Consider the following 23,482-nt stretch of genomic DNA (forward strand, 5'->3'; position numbering starts at 1 on the left):
CGACCACGAAAACGGCTCGACGCAGCCACCCCGCGAGAAGCCCTGCATCAGCTACTCTCAGACCAAGAAAACAGCGGTGTTGCATCGACCAGTTGAATCCACCCCCGGTGTGCCGGGTGCAATTGTCCGGAACGGGAACAGTTGTGGGCGGGAGGGCGCCCGAACCGGCGTAACCTCGGGCCATGGCCACTTCAGACAACCAGCCGGAAACCCCGATCATGACGCCGAAGCCGGCACCCAAGCCGGGCCCGCGGCCCGGTCCGGGACCGCAGCACGGCGCCCAGCCGAATTCGGCGGCCACCGGGGGAACGCCTACCCCGCGGACCGGCCCGATCCGCGCGGCCGTCATCGGCTTCGGGCTCTCCGGCCGGGTCTTCCACGCACCGTTCCTCGCGGCCAACCCCGACTTCTCGCTCGAGGCCATCGTGACCGGCGACCCCGATCGGGGCGCCAAGGCCATCGAGAGCTACCCGGGGGTGCGGATCGTACCCACCGCCGAGGCGCTGTTCGCTCAGGCGGCCGACCTCGACCTCGTGATCATCGGCACCCCGCCGGACACCCATGTGGCGCTGGCCAACGCCGCCCTCGATGCGGGCCTCGCCGTGGTCATCGACAAGCCGTTCGCGGTGGATTCCGAGCAGGGCTGGGCGCTGCTGAACCGGGCCGAGAGCCTGGGGCTTCCGCTCACGGTGTTCCAGAACCGACGCTGGGACGGTGACTTCCTCACCCTTCAAGCGCTCCTGGCCGATGGCGCCCTCGGCGACGTCTACAGATTCGAGTCCAGGTTTGAGTTCTTCAAGCCCGGCACCCCGCGAAGCTGGAAGGCCGGGGCGACCCCGGCCGCGGGCGGCGGCGTGCTCTATGACCTCGGCGCGCACCTGATCGACCAGGCCGTGCTGCTCTTCGGCCCGGTCGATGACTTCACCGCCGAACTGTCCACCCGCCGGCCGGGCGGCGCCGCCGACGACGATTCGTTCGTGTCGCTGCACCACGGCTCCGGGGTGCGTTCGCACCTCTGGGTGAGCTCGTTCGCGGCCCAGACCGGCCCACGGTTCAGGGTGCTCGGCTCGGCCGCGGGGTACACCAAATGGGGAGTGGACGGCCAGGAGGCCGCCATCCAGGCCGGCAACCTGCCCAGCGACGCCGACTTCGGCCTCGAACCGGAAGCCACCTGGGGCCGGCTCGGCGCCGACGGCGCCAGCCAGGTCGTGCCGACCCAGCGCGGCCAGTACACGGCCTTCTACGAGGGCCTGGCGAATGCGCTGTTGCGCGGAGCGCCATTGCCGGTCAACGCTGTCGACTCGGCACACACCATCGAGCTGATCGAACGCATTCACGCGTCCGTGCGCTGACCCGCGCTTGTCACCGCCGGCCCGCGGGCTCAGCCGGTCTTGGTCCAGTCGAGGTTGATGACCTGGCGGAGGTAGATGTCCTCGCCGAGCCCGGCGACCTTCGGGTTCATGCGGAGGAGCTGCTGCATCGGCAGGTCGAAGCGCTGGGCGATATCGAAGAACGAATCACCCTCGATGACCGTGTAGCTGATCGGGTTGCCGGCGCCGTCGTATTCCGGCGCGGCCTGGGCGCCGGGAATCGCGCCGAGGTCAACGGCGGGGCCCTCCGGAATGGGCTCGGCCGGCACCTCGGGGTTTGCGGTGAGCTCCGGCGCGGGCGCCTCGGCCACCGGCGTCGGCGTCGGGGTCGGTGTGGGCGTGGGCGTCGGCGTGGGGGTCGGTGTTTGGGTGACCACGACAGTCGCCGTCACCACCGGTGCGGGCGCGGCGGCGCAGCCGGCCAAGGCCAGGCCACCGATCAGCATCACCGACAGCACGACGTCCCGTCGGGTCGGCCGGGTCTGGGCAGTGCGACGCGGTGCAGCTGGGCGCGGAACAGAGAGGCGCGGCGCGGCCGACTGCGGTGAACTGGTGAGATTGTTGATGGTGTACCCCCGAGAAGACAGTTTAGGTCAGGATTCTCCCGGCGCAGCCGGCGTGCTGTGCCTAATACGGGGGACACCGGGCCGCGTCGCCAGGTACCCGCTGGATATGATCGAGCCGGGGGAACCACGACACACCGACAGATTCTGCAGCGCCGGCGTGTGCTGGCCGCGGTCCTGGCCCCGGCCGGGGCATCCGCCGGGGCGCTCACGAAGGCTCTCACCGGCGACGCGGCCTGCTACGCCGGATACTACGGGGGCGGCGACCCGTGCGCCATCGAGACGAGCACGGATGCGGCAGGCACCGTAATCATCGCGCCCTCCCGCGATCTGGTTGCGGGGGAGAACATCACCATCGCGGTCGGCTTCACCCCCGGCACCATCATCGTGCAGTACACCCCGCCGGAGGATCTGTCGGTCATCCTCACTGCCCTGGGCCCCAAGCTGAAAAACGGTGCCAGGCTGCGGCTGGACACCACGGACCAGAAACTCGGCGACCGGCTCGAACGGTTGCGCGGTTCGATCACCGACCAGCGAGAAGGGCGCCAGGCAGCGGGACTACCTGCTGGGCCTGCGCGACTACCTGGTATTCCGGCGCGGGTGGCACCGCCGTGTTCACCCAGAACGTCGCCGGGTTCACCCGCTCGATAGGTCGGGTGAGCTTCGCCACAACACCGACGAAGAGTTCGGGGTCGGGTTCGGGGTCGTCACGGTCGGGCTCCGGCGGCAGCAGTTCCTCCGGAGGAACCTCAGGTGGCGGCTTCTCCGGCGGTGGTGGAGGCGGCGGTCGCTGACCCGAAAGGCCGGGCGCTCAGCACTCGATGACGTTGACCGCGAGGCCGCCCTCGCTGGTTTCCTTGTACTTGGTCATCATGTCCAGGCCGGTCTGTCGCATGGTCTCGATGACGGTGTCGAGCGAGACCAGATGGGTGCCGTCGCCGTGCAGGGCCAGCCGGGCCGCCGACACCGCCGTCGACGCGGCGATGGCGTTGCGTTCGATGCAGGGCACCTGAACGAGTCCGCCGACAGGGTCGCAGGTCAGGCCGAGGTGGTGCTCCATCGCGATCTCCGCCGCGTTCTCCACCTGGCGGGGCGTGCCGCCGAGCACCGCGCAGAGCGCCCCCGCGGCCATGGCGCAGGCCGAGCCGACCTCGGCCTGGCAGCCGCCCTCGGCGCCGGAGATGGAGGCGTTCGCCTTGACCAGCGAGCCGATCGCCACCGCGGTGAGCAGGAACCGACGGATGCCGGCCGCGCTCGCGCCGGGCACAAAACGCAGGTAGTAGTGGGCGACGGCGGGGATGATGCCCGCGGCGCCGTTGGTGGGCGCCGTCACGACGCGGCCGCCGGACGCGTTCTCCTCGTTGACCGCGAGGGCGAAGGCGTGCAGCCACTCGGTCGAGGTGTCCCGCTCGCGTTGCTGCAGACCGTCGTATTCCTCCAGCTGCATACGGATGGCGGAGGCGCGGCGTTTGACGCCGAGACCGCCGGGCAGCGTGCCGTCCACGCGCAGGCCCGCCTCGACGCAGGCGTGCATTGCAGCCCAGATCGCGTCCAACCCGGCATCCAACCCGTCGGCGCCGTGGATGGCTTCCTCGTTGGCGCGCGCGACATCGCAGATGCCGATGCCGTGGCTGTCGCAGAGCGCGAGCAGGGCGGCACTCGAGGCGTACGGCATCGGCTGGACCACCGTGGCTACAGGCCGGACCGGGTCGCCGTCGCGGCGGATGAAGCCGCCGCCGATGGAGTAGTAGGTCTCCTCGAGCAGCGCGGTGCCGCTCGAGTCGTCCCCCCAGGCCGACAGCGTCATCGCGTTGGGGTGTCCGGGCAGCCGGGTGCGCGGTTCGAAGACCACGTCGCTCTTCTGCACAGCAACCGGGTGGCTGCCGTTCAGGCGCAGAGTGGACCCGTCGGTGAGATCGACCCAGCTGTTGCGCACCTCGGCGGGGTCGCAGGTCTCCGGGGTGAGGCCCGCCAGACCCGCCAAAATCGCGTCGGGCGTGCCGTGGCCGAGACCGGTGGAGCCGAGCGAGCCGAACAGCGAGCAGCGGATGCGGCGCACCTCGGGCAGCCACCCACTCTCGGCGAGGTGCTGGGCGAAGGCCAGGGCGGCCCGCATCGGGCCGACAGTGTGGGAACTGGATGGACCGATTCCGATGGAGAAGAGGTCGAGAGCCGATACGTACGCAGTCACCCGCTCTATCGTACGCGGGCGGCTACCTGATGGTCTTGCGCGCCGTGATCTGCCCGGTGTCGAAACCGAGCAGGTGCAGGCCGCCGTGGAAGCGGGCGTGCTCGATCTTGATGCAGCGGTCCATCACAATGGTGAGCCCCTTCGCCTCGCCGTACTCCGCGGCCTCCTGGTTCCAGATGCCCAGCTGCACCCACACCGTCGTGGCGCCCACGGCGAGGGCGTCGTCGATCACGGCGGGGATGTCGGCGGCCTTGCGGAAGACATCGACGATGTCGGGTACCTCGGGCAGCGACGCCAGGTCGGGGTAGGCCTTCTGGCCCAGGATGGTGTCGGCACGCGGATTGACGAAGTAGACCCTGTAGTCGCTCGACTGTTGCAGGTAGGTGCCCACGAAGTAGCTGGACCGGGCCGGGTTGGGGGAGGCACCCACGATGGCGATCGACTGTGCCCGCCGCAGGATGCCCAGGCGCGCCTTGGCGTCCGGGCCCTCCCAGGTGCGCTGGGTGCGCAGCAGCTTGGCCAGCGGCGAATTTGTGGGAACGCTGCAGCTCAAACCGTTCGTGAGCTGGACTGTCTCGGTGCTCATGAGCGTCCCCCCGCTGCGGCCTGGCTGAGCGCCTGGTCGAGATCGTAGATGATGTCGTCGACATCCTCGATGCCCACGCTGATGCGCACCAGGCCTGCCAGAACCCCGGCATCGGCGAGCTGCTGCTCGCTGAGCTGGGCGTGGGTGGTGGAGGCCGGGTGGATGACGAGGGTCTTGGCGTCGCCGATGTTGGCCAGGTGGCTGGCCAGGTCGACGGACTCGATGAAGGTACGACCGGCGTCGCGGCCGCCTTTGACGCCGAAGCTGAATACCGAGCCGGGGCCCTTGGGCAGGTATTTGAGGCCGCGCTCGTAGTGCGGGTGGCTGGGCAACCCGGCCCAGTTGACGAAGTCGACGCGCGGGTCGGCGTCCAGCCACTCGGCCACGATGCGGGCGTTGTTCACGTGCGCCTGCAGCCGGTAGGGCAGCGTCTCGACACCCTGGGCGAGCAGGAACGCGGAGTGCGGCGCGAGAACCGGCCCGATGTCGCGCAGCTGTTCGGCGCGGAGGCGGGTGAGGAAGGCGTACTCACCGAAGTTGCCCGACCACTCCAGGCCGCCGTAGCTGGACACCGGCTCGGTGAAGAGCGGGAACTTGTCGCTGTGCCAGTTGAACCGGCCGCTCTCCACGACCACGCCGCCGAGTGTGGTGCCGTGGCCGCCGAGGAACTTGGTGGCGGAGTGGATGACGATGTCGGCGCCCCACTCGATGGGCCGGCAGAGGTACGGCGTGGCGATGGTGGAGTCGATGATCAGCGGGATTCCGGCGGCGTGCGCCACCGCGGCGAGGCCCTCGATGTCGGCGACCTCACCGGACGGGTTGGCGACGGTCTCGGCGAAGATCAGCTTGGTCTTGTCGGTGATCGCGGCGGCGTAGTCGGCCGGGTCGGCGGATTGCACGAAGGTGGTCTCCACGCCGAAGCGGCGCAGGGTCACGTCGAGCTGGGTGATCGAACCGCCGTAGAGGTTGGCGCTGGAGACGATGTGGTCGCCGGCCCCGGCCAGGCTGGCGAAGGTGATGTACTGCGCGGCCAGGCCGGATGCCGTGGCGACGGCGCCCAGGCCCCCCTCGAGGCTCGCGATGCGCTCCTCGAACGCAGCCACAGTGGGGTTCGACAGCCGGGAGTAGACGTTGCCGTACTTCTGCAGCGCGAACCGGGCCGCGGCATCCGCGGTGTCGTCGAACACGAACGCGCTGGTCTGGTAGATGGGCAGGGCCCGGGCCCCGGTCACTGCGTCGGGGATGTTCCCGGCGTGGATTGCCCTGGTGGTGAAGCCGTACTCGCGATCTGCCATGCGGGTACGCTACCGGCCCGGCGCGGGACCGCGGGCGGAGTGGCGTAACAGTGCGCCACATGGCCTCCGCCCGGCTTGCACAGCAGCGACCGTCAGCTGATGAGGACGGCGGCCAGAGCGAGCAGGGCGATCAGCAGCCAGGAGGCCAGGCCCACGCCGAGGGCCTTGCCGCCGGTGCGCAGGAGCTCGGACAGGCGCACCGCGGTGCCCAGGCCGAACAGCGCCATGGCCAGCAGCACCGTCTGTACCAGATCGATGGACTCGAGCACGGTGGCGGGCAGCGGAACGAAGGTGCGCACCAGCACCATGGCCAGGAACCCCGCGACGAACAGGGGAACCACCGGCGGCCGCCGGACCGTGCGATCGACGGTGCCCGCCCGCCGCCGCTCGTACACCGCCACGCCGGCCACGAGTGGCGCCAGCATCAGCACCCGGGTGAGCTTGACGACCACGGCCACGGCGAGGGCCGCCGACCCGGCGATCTGCGCCGTGGCGACCACCTGGCCCACATCGTGCACACCGGCGCCGACCCAGTGGCCGAACTGGAGGTCGGTCAGGCCCAGCGGATGCCAGAGTAACGGCAGCACGCCGATCGCGAGGGTGCCGCACAGGGTCACCAACGCCACCGGGGTGGCGGTCTCCCGGTCCTTGGCCTTGACCACGCCGCTCATCGCCCCGATCGCAGACGCGCCGCAGACGGCGAAGCCCGTGGCGATGAGCAGCGGCTGGTGTCCGGGTAGGCCGACGCGGCGGCCGAGCCACAGGGTGCCGAAGAAGGTGAGCACCACGATGAGGACCGTGCTGGTGATGGTGACCCAGCCCAGACCGAGGATGTCGACCAGGCTGAGCTTGAGGCCCAGCAACACCACGCCCAGGCGCATCAGCCGGTGGGACGCCAGGGTCAGGCCGGGCGCGAGCATCCCGGTGACCGCCGGACGCAGCACGGGCAGCTGCCCCACCACGATGCCGAGCAGCACGGCCGCGGTCAGCAGCGGTACCGCGGGAAGCGCGGCGTGCACGCCCCACGCGACCAGCGCGGCCACCCCGGCCGCACCCACTCCCCAGATCCACATTGGGTCAACTTTACCCATCGCCCGTGAAGCGTGAGAAAAGCCCCAAGAATCGAGGATTCTCGGGGCTTCTCTCTCAGTCCGAGAGGAGGGTCAGCGGTGGTGGAAGCGCTGCACCATCGGGCAGTCGAACGGGTCACGGGCGGCCAGGCCCACCTTGTTGAGGTAGGCGACCACGATGCCGTAGGACTCGAACAGTCCGGTCTCGGTGTAGAGGATCTTGTTGGACTGGCAATATTCCTTGGTGATCTCCTGCGCCTTCTTCAGGTGCGGGCGGGCCATGTTCGGGAACAGGTGGTGCTCGACCTGGTAGTTCAGGCCGCCCATGAAGGTGTCCATGAGGGTGCCGCCTCGGATGTTGCGCGACGTGAGCACCTGGCGACGCAGGAAGTCGACCTTGCTCTCGTGCGGCAGCTGCGGCATGCCCTTGTGGTTGGGGGCGAAGGAGGCGCCCATGTAGACGCCGAACACGGCCATCTGCACGCCGACGAAGGCGAACGCCATGCCCAGCGGCAGGAAGTAGAAGATGACGGCGAGGTAGATCACGATGCGGCTGGTGAGCATGCTGATCTCGAGCCAACGCTTGTCGACCTTGCCCTTGCCGAAGACCGTCTTGAAGCCCTGGATGTGCAGGTTGATGCCCTCGAGGGTGAGCATCGGGAAGAACAGGTACCCCTGCTTGCGGGTCATGAACGAGGTGATCCAGTTGACCTTCGCGGCGTCTTCCTCGCGGAACACAATGAAGTCGGGGTCGATGTCGGGGTCCTTGCCGACCACGTTCGGGTTGGCGTGGTGGCGGCTGTGCTTGGTCATCCACCAGGCGTAGCTGATGCCGACGAAGAGGTTGGCGAGGACACGGCCGGCCCTGTCGTTGGCGGGGCCGGACTGGAAGACCTGGCGGTGCGACGCCTCGTGGGCGAGGAACGCGAACTGGGTGAGGATGATGCCGAGCACGCCGGCGATGATCAGCTGGTACCAGGAGTCGCCGAGCAGCACGAAGCCGACGCCGAGGCCGACGGTGATCAGGACCAGGGCGGCGAAGACGCCCCAGTAGAAGCCGGTGCGGCGGCCGAGCAGACCGAGATTCCGCACGGTGTGCAGCAGGGAGGAGTACTCGGTGGTGGGGTTCTGGGAGTCGCCACCCTTGCGGGTGCGGACAATACGCACCGTGGGTGCGGCAGATGCTTCCGACATGAGGCCTTTGGTTTGTATCTGGACTTCTCAGTCGGTTGTAGAGCAATCACTCGTCAAGCAGATAACGGCCATCCTACGGGTTCGAGACCCGAAAATAGCGTGAATTCACACGCCTTTAACAGGGGATGTATTCCAATTTTGGCATATGTTCGAGGCTGGGAATGTGTTGCAATCACAGCGTTAATGCTGGTCAGCGCCAGCTCGGCAGCAAGATGTGCGCCTGCCAGAAAGCGAACGGAACCTGGGCACCGGTCCAGAGCGGGAAGTAGTAGGCGCTCACTATCGTGGCCAGGGCCAGGAACACCGCCACGATCGCCCGACCGGACCCATTCTTGATCAGCAGAGAGATCACCAGGGTCAGCCCGAGGATCAAGTACGGCTCGAACGCGATCGTATAGAACTGGAACACCGTGCGGTTCAGGTACATCAGCCAGGGCAGGTAACCGGCCACCATGCCCATCAGGATCAGGCCGACGCGCCACTCCCGGTACCGCACCAACCTGTAGACCAAATAGAGGATCGCGGCCGTCGCCGCCCACCAGATCAGCGGGTTGGCGATGCCGGTGATGGCCTCGGAGCAGGTGGCATAACCACAGCCGTTCTCGCCCAGGGACGAGCCCTGGTAGTACATGCTCGTCGGCCGGCTCATCAGCAGCCAGGTGAGCGGGTTCGCCTGGTACGGATGCGGGGTCACCAGGCCAACGTGGTAGCCGTAGGCGGCCGATTGGTAGTGCCAGAAGCTCTGCAGGCTGTGCGGAACCCAGGCCAGAGCCCCGGTCCAGGCTTGTCCGGCCTGATCGGCCCAGTCCCGGTAGTAGCCGCCGCGGGTGACGAACCAGCCGGTCCAGGAGACCAGGAAGGTCAGCGCCGCCACGGGAACCAGGAGCAGGAAGGTCACCGGCCCCTGCTTGAGGATCGCTCCGCTGGCCCAGAACGGCAGCCCGGCCCGGCGGCGGGCGAGCGCGTCGACCACCACGAGGTAGATGCCGAAGGCGGCCAGGAAATAGGCCCCAGACCATTTCACCGAACAGGCCAGCCCGAAGGCCAGGCCCGCGGCCAGCACCCACGGCCGCCACCAGAGCGCGGGGCCCCAGGTGGGGTCGACCTCGTTGTCCCGTTTCTCGTTCAGCCACGCCCCGAGCCTGGCCCGGTGGTGGTCCCGGTCCATCAGCACCGCGCCGAAGCCGAGGAGGGCGAAGAACATCACGTAGTTGTCGAGCAGGGCGACCCGGCTCATCACGATCGCGTTGCCGTCGATGGCGAAGAGGAAACCGGCGATCGTACTCAGCAACACCGAGCCGAACAGCTTCTGGGCGATGAGCATGAGCAGCACGACGGCGAGCACCCCGACCAGCGCCGTGACGACCCGCCAACCGAACGGGTTATCGGCGCCGAAGACCGCCATCCCCAGGGCGATGAGCCATTTGCCGAGCGGCGGATGCACCACGAACGACGGGGCGGTACCGAAGATATTGCTCTGCCCCGCCGCGAACAGGGCGTCGGCGCCATCCGGCCAGGTGGACTCGTAACCGTTGTTGAACAGGCTCCAGGCGTCCTTCACATAGAAGGTCTCGTCGAACACCAGGGTGCCGGGGTGGCCGAGGTTCCAGAACCGTAAGCCCGCGGCCAGCAGAACCACCAGTGCCGGCCCGGCCAGGCGAACCCACCGGTTGCCCCACAGGGCACTCCAACGCTCGGTCACACGGGCGGTCGCAACGGGGGTGAGGAGCACCTGACCATCGTAGTGAGCCACTGCTGCGTGACTGTGCTGCAAGACTGTGCTGCGAGACTGGGACCATGATCATTCTGGCTGCCACGCCCATCGGAAACCTCGGGGACGCCTCGACCCGCCTGATCGAGGCGCTGCGTACCAGCACCGTCATCGCCGCCGAGGACACCCGGGTGACGGTGCACCTGCTCAAGGCCCTCGGCGTGGAGAACCGGCCGCGCCTGATCGCCCTGCACGACCACAACGAACGGGGCAAGGCCGCCGAACTCGTCGAACTCGCCCGCGACACCGACCTGCTCGTGCTCAGCGACGCGGGCATGCCCACGGTCTCCGACCCCGGCTTCCACCTGGTGGATGCCGCGATCGCCGCCGGTGTGACCGTCACCGCGCTGCCCGGACCGTCGGCCGTGCTCACCGCGCTGGCCGTCTCCGGCCTGCCCACCGACAGGTTCACCTTCGAGGGCTTCCTGCCCCGCAAACACGGTGAGCGGATGCAGGCGCTGCGCGAGGTGGCCACCGAACGCCGCACCATGGTCTTCTTCGAATCACCCAACCGGCTTGCCGCGTCGCTCACCGACCTCGCCGTCGCGCTCGGCGCCGACCGCCGCGTTGTGGTCTGCCGGGAGCTGACCAAGTTCTACGAAGAGGTCAAGCGGGGCACCGCCGCCGAGCTGGCCGAGTGGGCCGCGGCGGGCGTCCGCGGCGAAATCTGCATCGTCGTCGCCGGGGCGACGCCGCGGGTGCTCGACCTGGCCACCGGCGTCGAGGAGGTTCTGGCGCTGGTCGCGGCCGGGGCTCGCCTGAAGGACGCAGCTGCCGACGTGTCAGCCGCATCCGGGCTCGGCAAGCGCGACCTGTACGAGGCCGCGCTCACCGGCAAGGCCGCCGGGACCGCCGCGCCGCGCCAGAAAGCCGCCCCGCAGCCTGAATTGCCGCTGGACTGAGCAATGGGCTGAGCCGGGCCGGGCTGCCGCGCGGCGTAACAGGGTCTGACGCCTACGCAGGCCCCCATAAGATATGAGCATGTCCGACGGCTCATCTTTTTACATCACCACGCCTATTTTCTATGTGAATGATGTCCCGCACATCGGGCATGCCTACACGGAGGTGGCCGCGGATGTGCTTGCCCGCTGGCACCGCCAGCGGGGGGAGGACACCTGGCTGCTCACCGGCACCGACGAGCACGGCCAGAAGATCCTGCGCACCGCCACCGCCAACGGCGTCACCCCCAAGGAGTGGGCCGACCGGCTGGTCGAGACCGCGTGGAAGCCGCTGCTGAAGACCGTCGATATCCGAAACGACGATTTCATCCGCACCACCGACGTCCGCCACGAGGAGAACGCGCAGAAGTTCCTGCAGCACCTCTTCGACGCCGGCCACATCTACACGGGCGAGTACGAGGGTTTCTACTGTGTGGGCTGTGAGGAGTACAAGCAGCCCGGCGACCTCGTGGCCGGCGCCGGCGAATACACCGGCCAGCAGGTCTGCGCCATCCATTCGATCCCCGTCGAGCTGCTGCACGAGAAGAACTACTTCTTCCGGATGAGCACCTTCACCGACCAGCTGTTGGCCATGTACGAGGCCAACCCCACCTTCATCCAGCCCGAATCGGCCCGCAACGAGGTCATCTCCTTTGTCAAGCAGGGCCTGAGCGACCTGTCGATCTCGCGGTCCAGCTTTGACTGGGGCATCAAGGTGCCGTGGGACGACAGCCACGTCGTCTACGTCTGGTTCGACGCCCTGCTCAACTACATCACCGCCGCCGGCTACGGCCAGGACGATGAGAAGTTCAGCCGGCTCTGGCCCGCCACGCACATCGTCGGTAAGGACATCCTGCGCTTCCACGCCGTCATCTGGCCCGCCATGCTGCTGGCCGCCGGGCTGCCGGTGCCCACCCAGGTCTTCGGCCACGGTTGGCTGCTCGTCGGCGGCGAGAAGATGAGCAAGTCCAAGCTCACCGGCATCGCCCCGAACCAGATCACCGACGTCTTCGGCTCCGACACCTTCCGGTACTACTTCATGCGCGCCATCAGCTTCGGCCAGGACGGCTCGTTCTCGTGGGAGGACCTGTCCGCGCGTTACCAGTCCGAGCTCGCCAATGGCTTCGGCAACCTGGCATCCCGCGTCATCGCCATGGTCGTGCGCTACTGCGACGGCGAGATCCCGGCCGGCGGTACGCCGCGTGATGCGGATACCGCCATCCGCGACACCGAAATCCGGGTCACCAAGGCCGCCGACGCGGCCATCGACAGGCTCGCCCTGCACGAGGCCCTCGCCGCGGTGTGGGAGCTCGTCGACGAGCTCAACGGCTACATCACCACGCAGGAACCGTGGGCGCTGGCCAAGAACCCTGACGACCGCGAACGCCTCGAAACCGTGCTGCACACCGTGGTCCGCGGCCTCGGCACCCTCGCCGTGCTGCTCTCCCCGGTGACCCCGCAGGCCACCGCGACGCTATGGGCCGCCCTCGGCGGCACCGGCGACGTGCAGGACGCACAGATCGACCGGGCCTGGGAATGGACCGGCGGCAGCCACGTCTCGCCGCTAGCCGCCCTGTTCCCGCGCATCGAGGCCACTGTTGGCTAACGGTTCGGCCGACAGCACCCACATCCGCTCGCGCGAGGCCACCGCCGGCCGCGACTTGGTCTACCCGCCGGCGCCGGTGCCGCTGGTCGTTGGCGTCTACGACAACCACACCCACCTCGAAATCTCAGACGGAATCACGCCGCTCTCGGTGGCCGAGCAACTGGACCTGGCCTCCAGCGTTGGCGTCCGCGGCGTCATCCAGGTGGGCACCGACGTGGCCACCTCCCGCTGGTCCGCCGAGATGGCGGCCCGTGAACCACGGATGCTCGCCGCCGTCGCCATCCACCCCAACGACACACCGGAGTTGGAGACCGCCGGCACCCTCGACGACGCCCTCGCGGTGATCGACGAGCTCGCCGCCGGCCCCCGGGTGGTCGCCATCGGCGAAACCGGGCTGGACTTCTACCGCACCGGCCCCGACGGCCGGGCGGCCCAGTTCCGGTCTTTCGAGGCGCACATCGAGATCGCCAAACGACACGGTCTCGCCCTGCAGATCCATGACCGGGACGCCCACGACGAGGTCGTCGCGACCCTGCTGAGGGTGGGAGCCCCCGAGCGCACGGTCTTCCATTGCTTCTCCGGCGACGCCGAACTGGCACGGCTGTGCGCCGACCAAGGCTGGTACATGTCGTTCGCCGGACCGGTGAGCTTCAAAAACGCCGCCACGCTGCGGGAGGCACTCGACGTCGCCCCTCGCGCCCTGCTGCTGGTGGAAACCGACGCGCCCTACCTCACGCCCACCCCGCACCGCGGTCGCCCCAACGCGCCGTACCTGCTGCCGCACACCCTGCGCGCCATGGCCGAGCACCTGCAGACGGATGTCGCGGTGCTCGCCGCCCAGATCACCTCGAACACCGAACTCGTCTACGGCCGCTGGGACGCGGAACCCGTGGTGTTGACCGACACCCCCCGAGACCCCCGCATCAGCCCGGCCGGAGGCCTCGCATGACCGACTCTGCCCACAACTCAGCCAAAGAACCGACCGCGCCCACCCTGCTCGGGCCGGCCGAGATCCGCGACCTCGCCGAGATGCTCGGGGTGAACCCGACCAAAAAGCTCGGCCAGAACTTCGTCATCGACGGCAACACCGTACGGCGGATCGTCAAGGTCGCCGCCGTGAAGCCCGGCGAAACCGTGGTGGAGGTGGGTCCAGGCCTGGGCTCGCTCACCCTGGGCATCCTCGAGGTGGGCGCCGCCGTCGTGGCCGTGGAGATCGACGACCGCCTCGCCGAGCAGCTGCCGCTGACCGTGCAGCTGATGCAGCCGGGCGCCGCGCTCACCGTCATCCGTGCCGACGCTCTGAAGATCGCCGAGCTGCCCGGCGACCCCACCCGCCTGGTGGCGAACCTGCCCTACAACGTGTCGGTGCCGGTGCTGCTGCACCTGCTCGAGCACTTCGCCTCCATCCGTGCCGGCGTGGTGATGGTGCAGGCCGAGGTGGGCGAGCGCCTCGCCGCCGCGCCGGGCTCGAAGATCTACGGCAGTCCCAGCGTCAAGGCCGCCTGGTACGGGCAGTTCCGCACCGCCGGCAAGGTGAGCCGGCAGGTCTTCTGGCCGGTCCCCAACGTCGATTCTATCCTCATCGCCTTCGAACGTCGTGCAGAGGAACTCGAATCCGAGGAACTGCGCCTGGCCACGTTTGCCCTGGTCGACGGTGCATTCCAGCAGCGCCGCAAGATGCTGCGCCAGTCGCTGTCCGGTGTGCTCGGCGACTCGGCCCAGGCGACGGACGTGCTCGGCAAGGCGGGCATCGACCCCACCGAGCGCGGCGAGCAGCTCACCGTCCACGACTTCCTGGCGATCGCCCGGGCCTGGCTGGCCTAGGTTAGGAACATGACCAACACGGCGACCTCACCGGTTGTGCATGCGCGGGCACCGGGCAAAATCAATGTCTTCCTCAAAGTGGGAGCCGTGATGGACGACGGCTACCACGATCTCGCCACGGCGTTCCAGGCCGTCTCCCTCTACGAAGACGTGCGTGCCTCGGCCTCCGACGACTTCAGCGTCGAGTTCACCGGCACCATCGACACGTCGAATTTGACCGTGGACGGCAGCAACCTGGCGATCAAGGCCGCCCGTGCGTTGGCCAGGGCCACCGGCTACACCGGCGGGGTGCACCTCGAAATCGACAAGAACGTGCCCATCGCCGGCGGCATGGGCGGCGGCTCTGCGGATGCCGCGGCCACGCTGCTCGCCTGCGACACGCTCTGGGGCACCGAGCTGAGCCGCGACGAGCTGCTGAAGATCGCGGCCACCCTCGGCGCGGATGTGCCGTTCGCGTTCACCGGCGGCACCGCCATCGGCACCGGCCGTGGTGACCAGCTCAGCCCCGCCCTGGCCAAGGGCACCTTCCACTGGGTGCTCGCCCTGGCCGAGTTCGGCATGTCGACACCCTCGGTCTACAACGAGCTCGACCGGCACCGCACCCGGCACGCCCAGGACATCTTCCCCGCCTCACAGCAGCCCACCGTGGATGCCGACGTGCTGCAGGCCCTGCGCGCGGGGGACCCGGCCATGCTCGCCGACACCATGCACAACGACCTGCAGGCCCCGGCGCTGCAGCTGGCGCCGGGTCTGGGCCGGGTGCTCGAGCTCGGCGAGGCCAACGGCGCGCTGGCCGGCATCCTCTCGGGGTCAGGACCCACCGTGGCGTTCCTCGTGCCTGACCTGGACGCCGGCCTCGAACTGACGGTGGCGCTGAGCGCCGCCCGCCTGAACGTGGTGCGCGCCACCGGCCCCGTGCACGGCGCCCGAATCCTCACCTCCTAGCCCGCCCGCGCGGTACTGGCGCTCAGCTGCGGGGGATAGGCTCGAACCCTATGGCACATTTGCTCGGGGCCGAGTCCCTGCACCTTGAATTTCCCACCCGCGTCATCTTCGACAGCGTCACCGCCGGACTGAACGAGGGTGACCGCATTGGCATCGTCGGCCGTAATGGCGACGGCAAGTCCACCCTCCTGCGCCTGCTCGCCGGTCGCATGGAGCCGGATTCCGGCCGGGTGACCCGCCGACGCGGCGTCACCATCGGCGTCCTCGACCAGTCCGACGACCTCGTCAACGGCCAGACCGTGGGGCACACCATCGTCGGCGGCATCGACGAGCACGTCTGGGCGGGCGACTCGAAGGTGCGCGACGTGATCGCGGGCCTCGTGCGCGACATCCCCTGGGACACCCTCGTCGACGACCTCTCCGGTGGCCAGCGCCGCCGGGTGGCCCTCGCCCAGGTACTCATCGGCGACCACGACGTGGTCTTCCTCGATGAGCCCACCAACCACCTCGACGTCGAAGGCATCGCCTGGCTGGCCGGCCACCTCAAGAACCGGTGGGCCCAGAACTCCGGCGGCCTCGTGGTCGTCACCCACGACAGGTGGTTCCTCGACGAGGTCTGCAACATGACCTGGGAGGTGCACGACCGCCTGATCGAACCGTTCGAGGGTGGCTACGCCGCCTACATCCTGCAGCGCGTCGAGCGCGACCGGATGAGCGCCGTGATGGAGGGCAAACGCCAGAACCTGATGAAGAAGGAACTGGCCTGGCTGCGCCGCGGCGCTCCCGCCCGCACCGCCAAGCCCAAGTTCCGCATCGACGCCGCCAACGAACTGATCGAGAACGAGCCGCCGCCCCGCGACACCGTGTCGATGCAGTCGATGGCCATGCAGCGCCTCGGCAAGGATGTCGTCGACCTCGTCGATGTCTCCGTCACCTTCGGTGAGAAGACGGTGCTCAACAACATCACCTGGCTGATCGCACCGGGTGAACGCACCGGCATCCTCGGTGTCAACGGCGCCGGCAAGTCGACCCTGCTCAACCTCGTGGCCGGCACCCTCACGCCCGACAGTGGCAAGGTCAAGCGCGGCAAGACCATCAAGGTCGCCGTGCTCACCCAGCAGCTGTTCGAACTAGATGACATCCGCAATGACAGGGTCAGCGACGTCATCGCCCGCCAGCGCACCTCGTACATGGCCGGTGGCAAAGAGATCACGCCCGGCCAGATGCTCGAGCGGATGGGCTTCATGAGCGCGCAGCTCTCCACCCAGGTCAAGGACCTCTCCGGCGGCCAGAAGCGTCGCCTGCAGCTGCTGCTGATCGTGTTGGACGAGCCGAACGTGCTGATCCTCGACGAGCCCACCAACGACCTGGACACCGACATGCTCGCGGCCATGGAAGACCTGCTCGACTCCTTCCCCGGCACCCTGCTGGTGGTCTCGCACGACAGGTACTTGATCGAGCGCGTCACCGACAACCAGTACGCGGTCTCCGACGGCGGCTTCCACCACCTGCCAGGCGGTGTGGACCAGTACCTCGAGCTGCGCAAGCGCCAGGTCGCCGGCGGCTCCTTCACGGCGGATGCGGCGTCCCCGACGTCCGCCACCGCCAAGGGTTCCGGTAAGCCGGCGCTCGGCGGCGCCGAGCTGCGCAACGCCCAGAAGGAACTCGCCTCCATCGACCGCAAGGTCGCCAAGCAGCAGGCCAAGATCAAGGAACTCCACAACGCCCTCGCCGCGCACGACCAGAGCGACTACACGGGCCTGGGCAAACTGCAGGCCGAGGTTGCCGCGGCCGAAGACGCCGTCGCCGGCTTCGAAACCCGGTGGGTGGAACTCTCGGTGCTGCTCGAAAAATAGGTCACCGGCCTCACCACCGGCACCCCCCGGTTGCTCGACCCGCCGCCCGGCTCGCAGATTCTGTGACTGGGCGGCTTTCGTCGAAGTTCCTGTGACGTTTCGTGTCCGAGCGGCCAACGGCTCGACCGAGCTGCGGCTACCGTAGAAGAGTGCCACCCGACGCTGCGGCACAGAACCCCCACGCGAAGACTCCGTGGTTGCGCTGTGCCTGTGAACGCATCGTCGTGCGCGGGCGCACACACAGCGAACGAAACGTGGAGAACATCAGAGTGAAAAACATCACAACGAAGAAGAGCATCCTGGCAGCCCTGGCGCTCGGCGCCAGCGTGACCCTGCTCGCCGGCTGCGCCGGTGGCGCCGGCGGCAACGACGAGACCGTGAAAATCGGTGTTGTCGGGGCCAGCGACCCCTACTGGGCCGACTACACCGAGGCCGCCGCCGAAGAGGGCATCACCGTAGAGGTCGTCGACTTCGCCGACTACAACCAGCCCAACCCGGCGCTGACCAACGGTGACATCGATATGAACCAGTTCCAGCACCTGGTCTACCTGGCCGATTACAACGTCTCCAGCGGCGAAGACCTCACGCCCATCGGCGCGACGGCCATTTACCCGCTCGGCCTGTACTCCACCAAGGTCACCGACGTGGCCGACCTGGGCAAGGGCGACACCGTTGCCGTGCCCAACGACGCCAGCAACCTGGCCCGCGCGCTGCTCGTGCTGCAGAGCGCCGACCTGCTGACCCTCAAGGACGGCGGCACGATCTTCTCTACCCTCGACGACGTCGACACCGAGAAGTCCCTCGTCACCGTCACCGCGCTCGAGCCGTCCCTCACCGCGACGTCGCTGCCCGACGTGGATGCCGCGATCATCAACAACGACTTCGTGGAGAAGGCCGGCCTCAAGTTCGAGGACGCCCTCGTCAAGGACGATCCCTCCGACGAGTCCGCACTGCCCTACGTGAACGTGTTCGCCGTGCGCGCCGACGACAAGGACAACGAGACCTACGCCAAGCTCGTCGAGCTGTTCCAGACCACGACGACCGTCACCGACGGCCTGCTCGAGGTCTCCGGCAATTCCGCGGTCCTGGCCACCACGTCGCCCGCCGACCTGCAGGCCGCCCTGGCCACGGTCGAGAAGGACACCGCAGCACAGAAGTAGGCAGTCCCGGCCGGTCGCCCCTCCCCGTGAGGCGCGGCCGGCCTTTCCCCTTTCCAACCGAAGGATCTGCATGACCGTTTCAACCCCACTCGTAGAATTGCGCAACGTCAGCAAGGTGTACCCGGCCACCGTCAAGGGAGCCCCGGATGTGACGGCGATCGACGACGTGAGCATCAGAATCGACGCCGGCGACGTCTACGGCATCATCGGCTACTCGGGTGCCGGCAAGAGCACCCTGGTGCGCTTGGTGAATGTGCTCGAGCGGTCAACCGCGGGCCAGATCCTCATCGACGGTCGGGACGTCGCCCAGCTGCCCGAACGCGAACTGCGGCCGGTCCGGTTGGGTATCGGCATGATCTTCCAGCAGTTCAACCTGCTGAACTCCCGCACCGTGGCCCGGAATGTGGCGTATCCGCTCGAGGTGGCCGGTCGAGAGAAGGCCGAGCGCACCAAACGGGTCGCCGAGATGCTCGACTTCGTGGGACTGGCCGACAAGGCCGGCGCCTATCCCGACCAGCTCTCCGGCGGACAGAAGCAGCGGGTGGGCATCGCCCGTGCCCTCGCCTCATCGCCCGCGCTGCTGCTGGCCGATGAGGCCACCAGCGCCCTCGACCCCGAGACCACCCACGAGGTCCTCGAACTGCTCAAGCGGGTCAACCGCGAGTTCGGCGTCACCATCATCGTCATCACCCACGAGATGGATGTCATCCAGACGCTGGCCACCAAGGTCGCCGTGATGGACCAGGGTCGCATCATCGAACGCGGCGACGTGTTCGACGTGTTCTCGAACCCGCAGCAGGCCGCATCCGCTCGTTTCGTCTCAACGGTGGTGAAGGGGCTGCCGTCCAAGCCCGAGCTGGAGGTGCTCCGCGCCAGGCACACCGGCCGCATCGTGACCCTCGCGTTCCGCAGCGACACCGTCGACCAGACCCAGGTGTTCGGCGAACTGTCCCGCGACGGTATCGCCTTCCAGGTCGTCTACGGCGGCATCAACGAAATCCAGGGGCGCCCGTTCGGGCACCTCACCCTCGCGCTGAGCGGCGACGACACGACCATCGACGCCGCACTCGACAGGGTGCGCGCGCTCACGACAGTCACCGAGGTGCGCTGACCATGGACGGACTCATCGATCTTCTGCCCCAGCTGTGGGTAGCCGCGTGGGAGACCCTGTACATCGTGGGCCTCACCCTGCTCCTGGGCGGGTTCGGCGGCCTGCTCGTGGGCCTCGGCCTCTACCTCACCCGGGCGGGCAGCATCCTGGCCAACCGAATGGTGTTCGGCGTGCTCAACGTTCTGGTCAACACCATCAGGCCCATCCCGTTCATCATCTTCCTGGCCGCCGTGCAACCGCTCACCCGCGCCGTGGTGGGCACCGGGATCGGCAACAACGCGATGATCTTCACGATCGCCCTCGCGGCCATGTTCGCGATGGCGCGCATCGTGGAGCAGAACCTGCTCACCGTGACGCCCGGTGTGATCGAAGCGGCCCGCAGCGTGGGCGCCGGCCCCGTGCGGATCATCTTCACGGTGCTGCTGCCCGAGGCTCTGGGCCCGCTGATCCTGGGCTACACGTTCATCTTCGTCGCGCTCGTGGACATGTCAGCGGTAGCCGGCTACGTCGGCGGCGGCGGACTGGGTGCGTTCGCGTTGCTCTACGGCTGGCGCCAGTTCGACCCCGTCGTCACTTGGGCCGCGGTGCTATTGATCGTCATCTTCGTGCAGGTTGTGCAGTTCCTCGGCAACCGACTGGCCCGCAAGGCGCTGCGCCGATAGGCACAGGGTTCGGTCAGGGAGCGTACACCTCTCGTTCAGTCAACTGACCGGTTACGGTCACCTCGTCCCACGAATGTTCTCGCTGAGGCCGGCCACGTCAGCGTTGTCATCACCGACACCCGCTGGGTTTGTCCTCGTACCGAGTCAATCCAGGGTTTCGAGGAGCAGCGTGTCAACGAGCGCCAGCGTGATCTTTTGCGCCTTCAGCTCGGCCGCTGACCCCCGATTGCAGGGTTGGCTGTCGTTTAGGCAACACCTGCAATCGGGCGAGGTCGGGCTTGCCCGCATCGTGCCGGTTCCACGCCGCGGCGGCGCGCGCGGCACGGTGGCCACCGACGGGTCCTGGTCGGCACACTCCGGGATCTGGCGTCTTCTCGCGTCGAACAGCCGGGAGTTGGGGCGCAGTTCCTCCGTGTATTCGTCCTTCGCCACGGCTCGGGCGCACGTGCTCGTGTTGCAGCTGGGGGTCGACCGGATGGCCATGCGCGCCGTGACCGGGCCGGTATCCGGAACCCACGGCTGGGTTGTGACCGTCGACGACGTCGCCGTGATGACGAGTGGACGGTGGTACGGAACGACGTCGGCCAGCCGGGATGCCTGCGCGGGCGCTCTGGCCGCCTTGCGCAGCGCAGTGGTGACGGCTGATCCTCGGCGAATGGTCGAGCCCGGAGCCCGCCGTTCCCGCCGGCCCCGTGGCGACGCAGAACTGACCGGCGTCTGGTGAGCGCCCGCGGGCGTTGGGCCGACTGGGTGCCCCTCGGCCTGTTCCTGGTCCTGACGGCCTGGCTGGTGGGGGGAGCCCTGCTGGAATCGGTGGGAGGTCCAGGGGCGTCCAAGACGGCTTGGTCGAGCAGTGCGGTCGAGTCGAGCAGTGCAGCTGCGCCGGCAGTATTGCTGCCTGCCCCGGCGCCAACGGAACCCGTCAGCCAGCCGGAGAACGTGGCCGTCGGCACTTCCGTCCTGGTCGGAGTCCCCGCTGCCGGCCTGGTGTCGGCGGACTGGGCCAGGGCGGCGGCATCGGCCACCGGCATCCCGCACAGGGCTCTGCTCGGGTACGCGGGCGCAGCACTGCGGCTGGCTAACGAACAGCCCGACTGTCGCCTGGGCTGGACTACCCTCGCGGCGCTGGGATCGATCGAATCCGACCACGGCAGCCACGACGGCTCAGCGATCGGCGCCGACGGCGTCGCGGCGCCGGGGATCTACGGGCCGCTGCTGGATGGGTCCGGTTACGACGTCTTCGTCGACACCGACGCCGGCCGCTGGGACGCCAATACCGAGTTCGACCGTGCCGTCGGCCCGCTCCAATTCATCCCGGCCACTTGGGACCGGTGGGGTGCGGACGGCAATGGCGACGGAACCGCCGACCCCCAACAGATCGACGACGCCGCGCTGGCGACCGGCCGGTACCTCTGCGACTCGGGCGACCTCTCGGCCGCGACGGCCTGGCGGGCGGCCGTCTACTCGTACAACCACGTCGAGAGCTACGTCGATTCCGTCGCCGTGGCGGCGAACGGCTACGCAGCGCGGATGCCGTGAACCGGCTGTCCGGCCCGGTCGCCGGCCTGATCTCCGAGCGCTACAGGCTGGGCGCGCTGCTCGGCACGGGCGGATCCGCGTCGGTTTTCGCCGCAGTCGACACCCGTTCCGGCGACACCATCGCGCTCAAGATCCTGCATCCGGTGTTGTCCAGCTCCCCGAGGCTCCGGGAGGCGTTTTTCCGGGAGGCCCGTGCGGCGGCCTCGGTCCGGCACCCGAACATCGTGGCTGTCCTCGACGTGGGCGTGCACGACGATGCCGCCGAGCCGCTCGCCTGGATCGCCCTGGATCTCGCACCGGGCGAGAGCCTCGCCGAGCACGTCGGCCGCACCGGCCCGCTGCCGGTCCCGGATGCCCTCACGGTCGCTCTAGCCGTGCTGCAGGCGCTGGCCGCAGCCCACGCCGCCGGGCTGATCCACCGCGACGTATCACCGGCGAACATCATGATCGCACCCGGCGGCGATGGCCGACTCCATATAGCTGGCGTACGACTGCTCGACTTCGGCCTGGCGGATGCGGCCGGCCGGGTGGCGGTCGGGTCGGACGTGCTGGGCAGCGAACCGGCAGACGGCCACGATCCGGATGCCGACGCGGACCGGCCCGTGGGCGTGCTGGGCAGTGTCAACTACCTCTCACCCGAGCAGGCCACCGGTATTCCCGTCGACGAGCGCGGTGACCTCTACCAGCTGGGCGGGGTGTTGTACTTCGCGCTGACCGGGGAGGCGCCCTATGTCCGCGACACCGTGGCCGCGGTGATGCGCGCCCACGCGCTCGCACCGCCACCGGTTCCGTCGGTGGCACGGGCCGGCATCCCTCGGGGCGTCGACCGGATCGTGGTGCGGGCGCTGCTCAAGCACCGGGAGGACAGGTTCGCCTCCGCGGCTGAGATGCGGAACGCCATTCTGGCCCTGACGCCGCCCGCGCCAGCCGATACCGGTATCGGCGACGACCGCACTCGCCGGTTCGACCGCCTGGTTGACGGGCTGCCCCACGCCGTCATCGATCCCGGCCGCACCACCGTGCTGCCGCGCACCGCGCAACGTCCGCCGGGTGGGGCGACGGCCGGGTCGGCCACCGGTTCCGCGGCCGGATCGCCCGCCGTGCCTCGGCCCGGACCCCGGCGACCGGGCGGAGGGAAGGCGGGCGGCTGGGTCGCCCTGGTGCTCGTCGCGGGGGTGATCGCGGCAGGCTGGGTGGCGGCCGCCGGTGGTTCTGCCCGGTCGTTCGTGGCCGTGAGCAGCACGCCATCGGCGACCGCTGCGGAGGTCAGCACCGACATGTCGACGGCACCCCCAGCGCCGGTCGAGGCCCCATCCCCATCGGTCCAGGTGCCCGAGCTCACCATCATGCCGCTCGGCGAGGCCCGCGCTGCCCTCGAGGCCGCCGGTCTCCGTCTGGGCAGCCTGACACCGGCGGATTCGGTGCGGACCGGCGACACCGTTCTCGCCCTTGAGCCGGGGCCAGGGTCGTGGCTGAACGCGGGGGACACCGTCAACCTGGTGGTGGCGTCCGGCTCGAACAGCGTTCCCGCCACCGTCGGGCTTGCCTCGGCTGAGGCTGTGGCTGCCCTGCAGAACGCGGGATTCGTCGCCGTCGTCGAGACCCGCGTCGACGGGGATACGGTGCCTGGCACGGTGCTCGCGAGCCATCCGGACACGGCAGCGGTGCTGCGCCTCGGAACGAGCGTGACGATCACCGTGGCCGCCGCGGCCCCGGTCCATCCGACGCCCACGCCGTCGTCGTCGCCGGGCCCGAGCAACACGCCCACGGACAGCGCACCGCCGGCTCCGTCGCCCTGAAC

21 protein-coding genes are annotated in these 23,482 nt (G+C 68.8%); 14 read left to right on the forward strand and 7 right to left on the reverse strand.

Translation table 11 applies throughout. The features are described 5' to 3' along the window. Positions 1-182: 182 nt before the first annotated feature. Positions 183-1,352, forward strand: a complete 1,170-nt coding sequence (locus E3T22_RS00030) for a Gfo/Idh/MocA family oxidoreductase (RefSeq protein ID WP_240632231.1) — start codon at positions 183-185, stop codon at positions 1,350-1,352. A gap of 29 nt (positions 1,353-1,381) precedes the next feature. Here the strand turns inward: E3T22_RS00030 and E3T22_RS00035 are convergent, their stop codons facing one another. Next, positions 1,382-1,828: a LysM domain-containing protein gene (locus E3T22_RS00035; protein ID WP_166789231.1), complete on the reverse strand. Its 447-nt coding sequence runs from the start codon at positions 1,826-1,828 to the stop codon at positions 1,382-1,384. 267 nt (positions 1,829-2,095) lie between these two features. Between E3T22_RS00035 and E3T22_RS18920 the strand changes: the two genes are divergently transcribed. Beyond that, a complete protein-coding gene (locus tag E3T22_RS18920; protein WP_166789232.1) occupies positions 2,096-2,584 on the forward strand; it encodes a hypothetical protein in 489 nt (162 codons plus the stop codon). 160 nt (positions 2,585-2,744) lie between these two features. Here E3T22_RS18920 and E3T22_RS00050 read toward each other — a convergent pair whose 3' ends face one another. The 6 genes from E3T22_RS00050 to E3T22_RS00075 all read right to left on the reverse strand — a co-directional run bounded on the left by E3T22_RS00050 (position 2,745) and on the right by E3T22_RS00075 (position 10,022). Next, on the reverse strand, positions 2,745-4,124 hold the full coding sequence (locus E3T22_RS00050; protein ID WP_134479657.1) for an L-serine ammonia-lyase: 1,380 nt from the start codon (positions 4,122-4,124) through the stop codon (positions 2,745-2,747). A 22-nt stretch (positions 4,125-4,146) separates the two neighbouring features. Next, positions 4,147-4,710, reverse strand: coding sequence for a CoA-binding protein (locus E3T22_RS00055; protein WP_088456757.1), 564 nt, complete (start codon positions 4,708-4,710; stop codon positions 4,147-4,149). Next, positions 4,707-6,005 carry an O-acetylhomoserine aminocarboxypropyltransferase/cysteine synthase family protein gene (locus tag E3T22_RS00060; protein WP_088456756.1) on the reverse strand — a complete coding sequence of 433 codons (1,299 nt, stop codon included), beginning with the start codon at positions 6,003-6,005 and terminating at the stop codon, positions 4,707-4,709. The genes E3T22_RS00055 and E3T22_RS00060 overlap by 4 nt, the downstream gene beginning before the upstream one ends. 92 nt (positions 6,006-6,097) lie before the next feature. After that, on the reverse strand, positions 6,098-7,078 hold the full coding sequence (locus E3T22_RS00065; RefSeq protein ID WP_241980316.1) for a YeiH family protein: 981 nt from the start codon (positions 7,076-7,078) through the stop codon (positions 6,098-6,100). A 90-nt stretch (positions 7,079-7,168) separates the two neighbouring features. After that, positions 7,169-8,269, reverse strand: a complete 1,101-nt coding sequence (locus tag E3T22_RS00070) for an acyl-CoA desaturase (protein ID WP_088456754.1) — start codon at positions 8,267-8,269, stop codon at positions 7,169-7,171. A gap of 190 nt (positions 8,270-8,459) precedes the next feature. After that, the gene (locus E3T22_RS00075; RefSeq protein ID WP_241983547.1) at positions 8,460-10,022 is read right to left on the reverse strand and encodes a dolichyl-phosphate-mannose--protein mannosyltransferase; all 1,563 of its coding nucleotides are present in this window, start codon (positions 10,020-10,022) and stop codon (positions 8,460-8,462) included. A gap of 44 nt (positions 10,023-10,066) precedes the next feature. Here E3T22_RS00075 and rsmI point away from each other — a divergent pair, with 44 nt between their 5' ends. The 12 genes from rsmI to E3T22_RS00130 all read left to right on the forward strand — a co-directional run bounded on the left by rsmI (position 10,067) and on the right by E3T22_RS00130 (position 23,480). Then, entirely contained in the window at positions 10,067-10,942 is an 876-nt protein-coding gene (gene rsmI, locus E3T22_RS00080; RefSeq protein ID WP_088456752.1) for a 16S rRNA (cytidine(1402)-2'-O)-methyltransferase, read from the forward strand. 79 nt (positions 10,943-11,021) lie between these two features. Beyond that, on the forward strand, positions 11,022-12,584 hold the full coding sequence (gene metG, locus E3T22_RS00085; RefSeq protein ID WP_134409343.1) for a methionine--tRNA ligase: 1,563 nt from the start codon (positions 11,022-11,024) through the stop codon (positions 12,582-12,584). Next, the gene (locus E3T22_RS00090; protein ID WP_134479660.1) at positions 12,577-13,533 is read left to right on the forward strand and encodes a TatD family hydrolase; all 957 of its coding nucleotides are present in this window, start codon (positions 12,577-12,579) and stop codon (positions 13,531-13,533) included. The genes metG and E3T22_RS00090 overlap by 8 nt, the downstream gene beginning before the upstream one ends. Beyond that, on the forward strand, positions 13,530-14,408 hold the full coding sequence (gene rsmA, locus E3T22_RS00095) for a 16S rRNA (adenine(1518)-N(6)/adenine(1519)-N(6))-dimethyltransferase RsmA (RefSeq protein WP_134409341.1): 879 nt from the start codon (positions 13,530-13,532) through the stop codon (positions 14,406-14,408). The genes E3T22_RS00090 and rsmA overlap by 4 nt, the downstream gene beginning before the upstream one ends. 9 nt (positions 14,409-14,417) lie before the next feature. Then, the gene (locus tag E3T22_RS00100; RefSeq protein ID WP_134479662.1) at positions 14,418-15,353 is read left to right on the forward strand and encodes a 4-(cytidine 5'-diphospho)-2-C-methyl-D-erythritol kinase; all 936 of its coding nucleotides are present in this window, start codon (positions 14,418-14,420) and stop codon (positions 15,351-15,353) included. 50 nt (positions 15,354-15,403) lie between these two features. Beyond that, entirely contained in the window at positions 15,404-17,209 is a 1,806-nt protein-coding gene (locus E3T22_RS00105; protein ID WP_103429582.1) for an ABC-F family ATP-binding cassette domain-containing protein, read from the forward strand. Between the two features lie 269 nt (positions 17,210-17,478). Beyond that, complete coding sequence (locus E3T22_RS00110) at positions 17,479-18,369, forward strand: MetQ/NlpA family ABC transporter substrate-binding protein (RefSeq protein ID WP_370028148.1); 891 nt, start codon at positions 17,479-17,481, stop codon at positions 18,367-18,369. Positions 18,370-18,439: 70 nt separating this feature from the next. Then, positions 18,440-19,480, forward strand: a complete 1,041-nt coding sequence (locus E3T22_RS00115) for a methionine ABC transporter ATP-binding protein (protein ID WP_134409339.1) — start codon at positions 18,440-18,442, stop codon at positions 19,478-19,480. Between the two features lie 2 nt (positions 19,481-19,482). Next, positions 19,483-20,142, forward strand: coding sequence for a methionine ABC transporter permease (locus tag E3T22_RS00120; protein WP_088456745.1), 660 nt, complete (start codon positions 19,483-19,485; stop codon positions 20,140-20,142). Between the two features lie 169 nt (positions 20,143-20,311). Next, on the forward strand, positions 20,312-20,866 hold the full coding sequence (locus E3T22_RS00125; RefSeq protein ID WP_134409338.1) for a hypothetical protein: 555 nt from the start codon (positions 20,312-20,314) through the stop codon (positions 20,864-20,866). Beyond that, on the forward strand, positions 20,863-21,681 hold the full coding sequence (locus E3T22_RS18925; protein ID WP_166789233.1) for a lytic transglycosylase domain-containing protein: 819 nt from the start codon (positions 20,863-20,865) through the stop codon (positions 21,679-21,681). The genes E3T22_RS00125 and E3T22_RS18925 overlap by 4 nt, the downstream gene beginning before the upstream one ends. After that, positions 21,678-23,480, forward strand: a complete 1,803-nt coding sequence (locus E3T22_RS00130; protein WP_166789234.1) for a PASTA domain-containing protein — start codon at positions 21,678-21,680, stop codon at positions 23,478-23,480. Before E3T22_RS18925 ends, E3T22_RS00130 begins: the two co-directional genes overlap by 4 nt. Positions 23,481-23,482: the final 2 nt, after the last annotated feature.

Source organism: Cryobacterium sp. TMB3-10 (assembly GCF_004402305.1).
GTDB classification, from domain to species: domain Bacteria; phylum Actinomycetota; class Actinomycetes; order Actinomycetales; family Microbacteriaceae; genus Cryobacterium; species Cryobacterium zongtaii.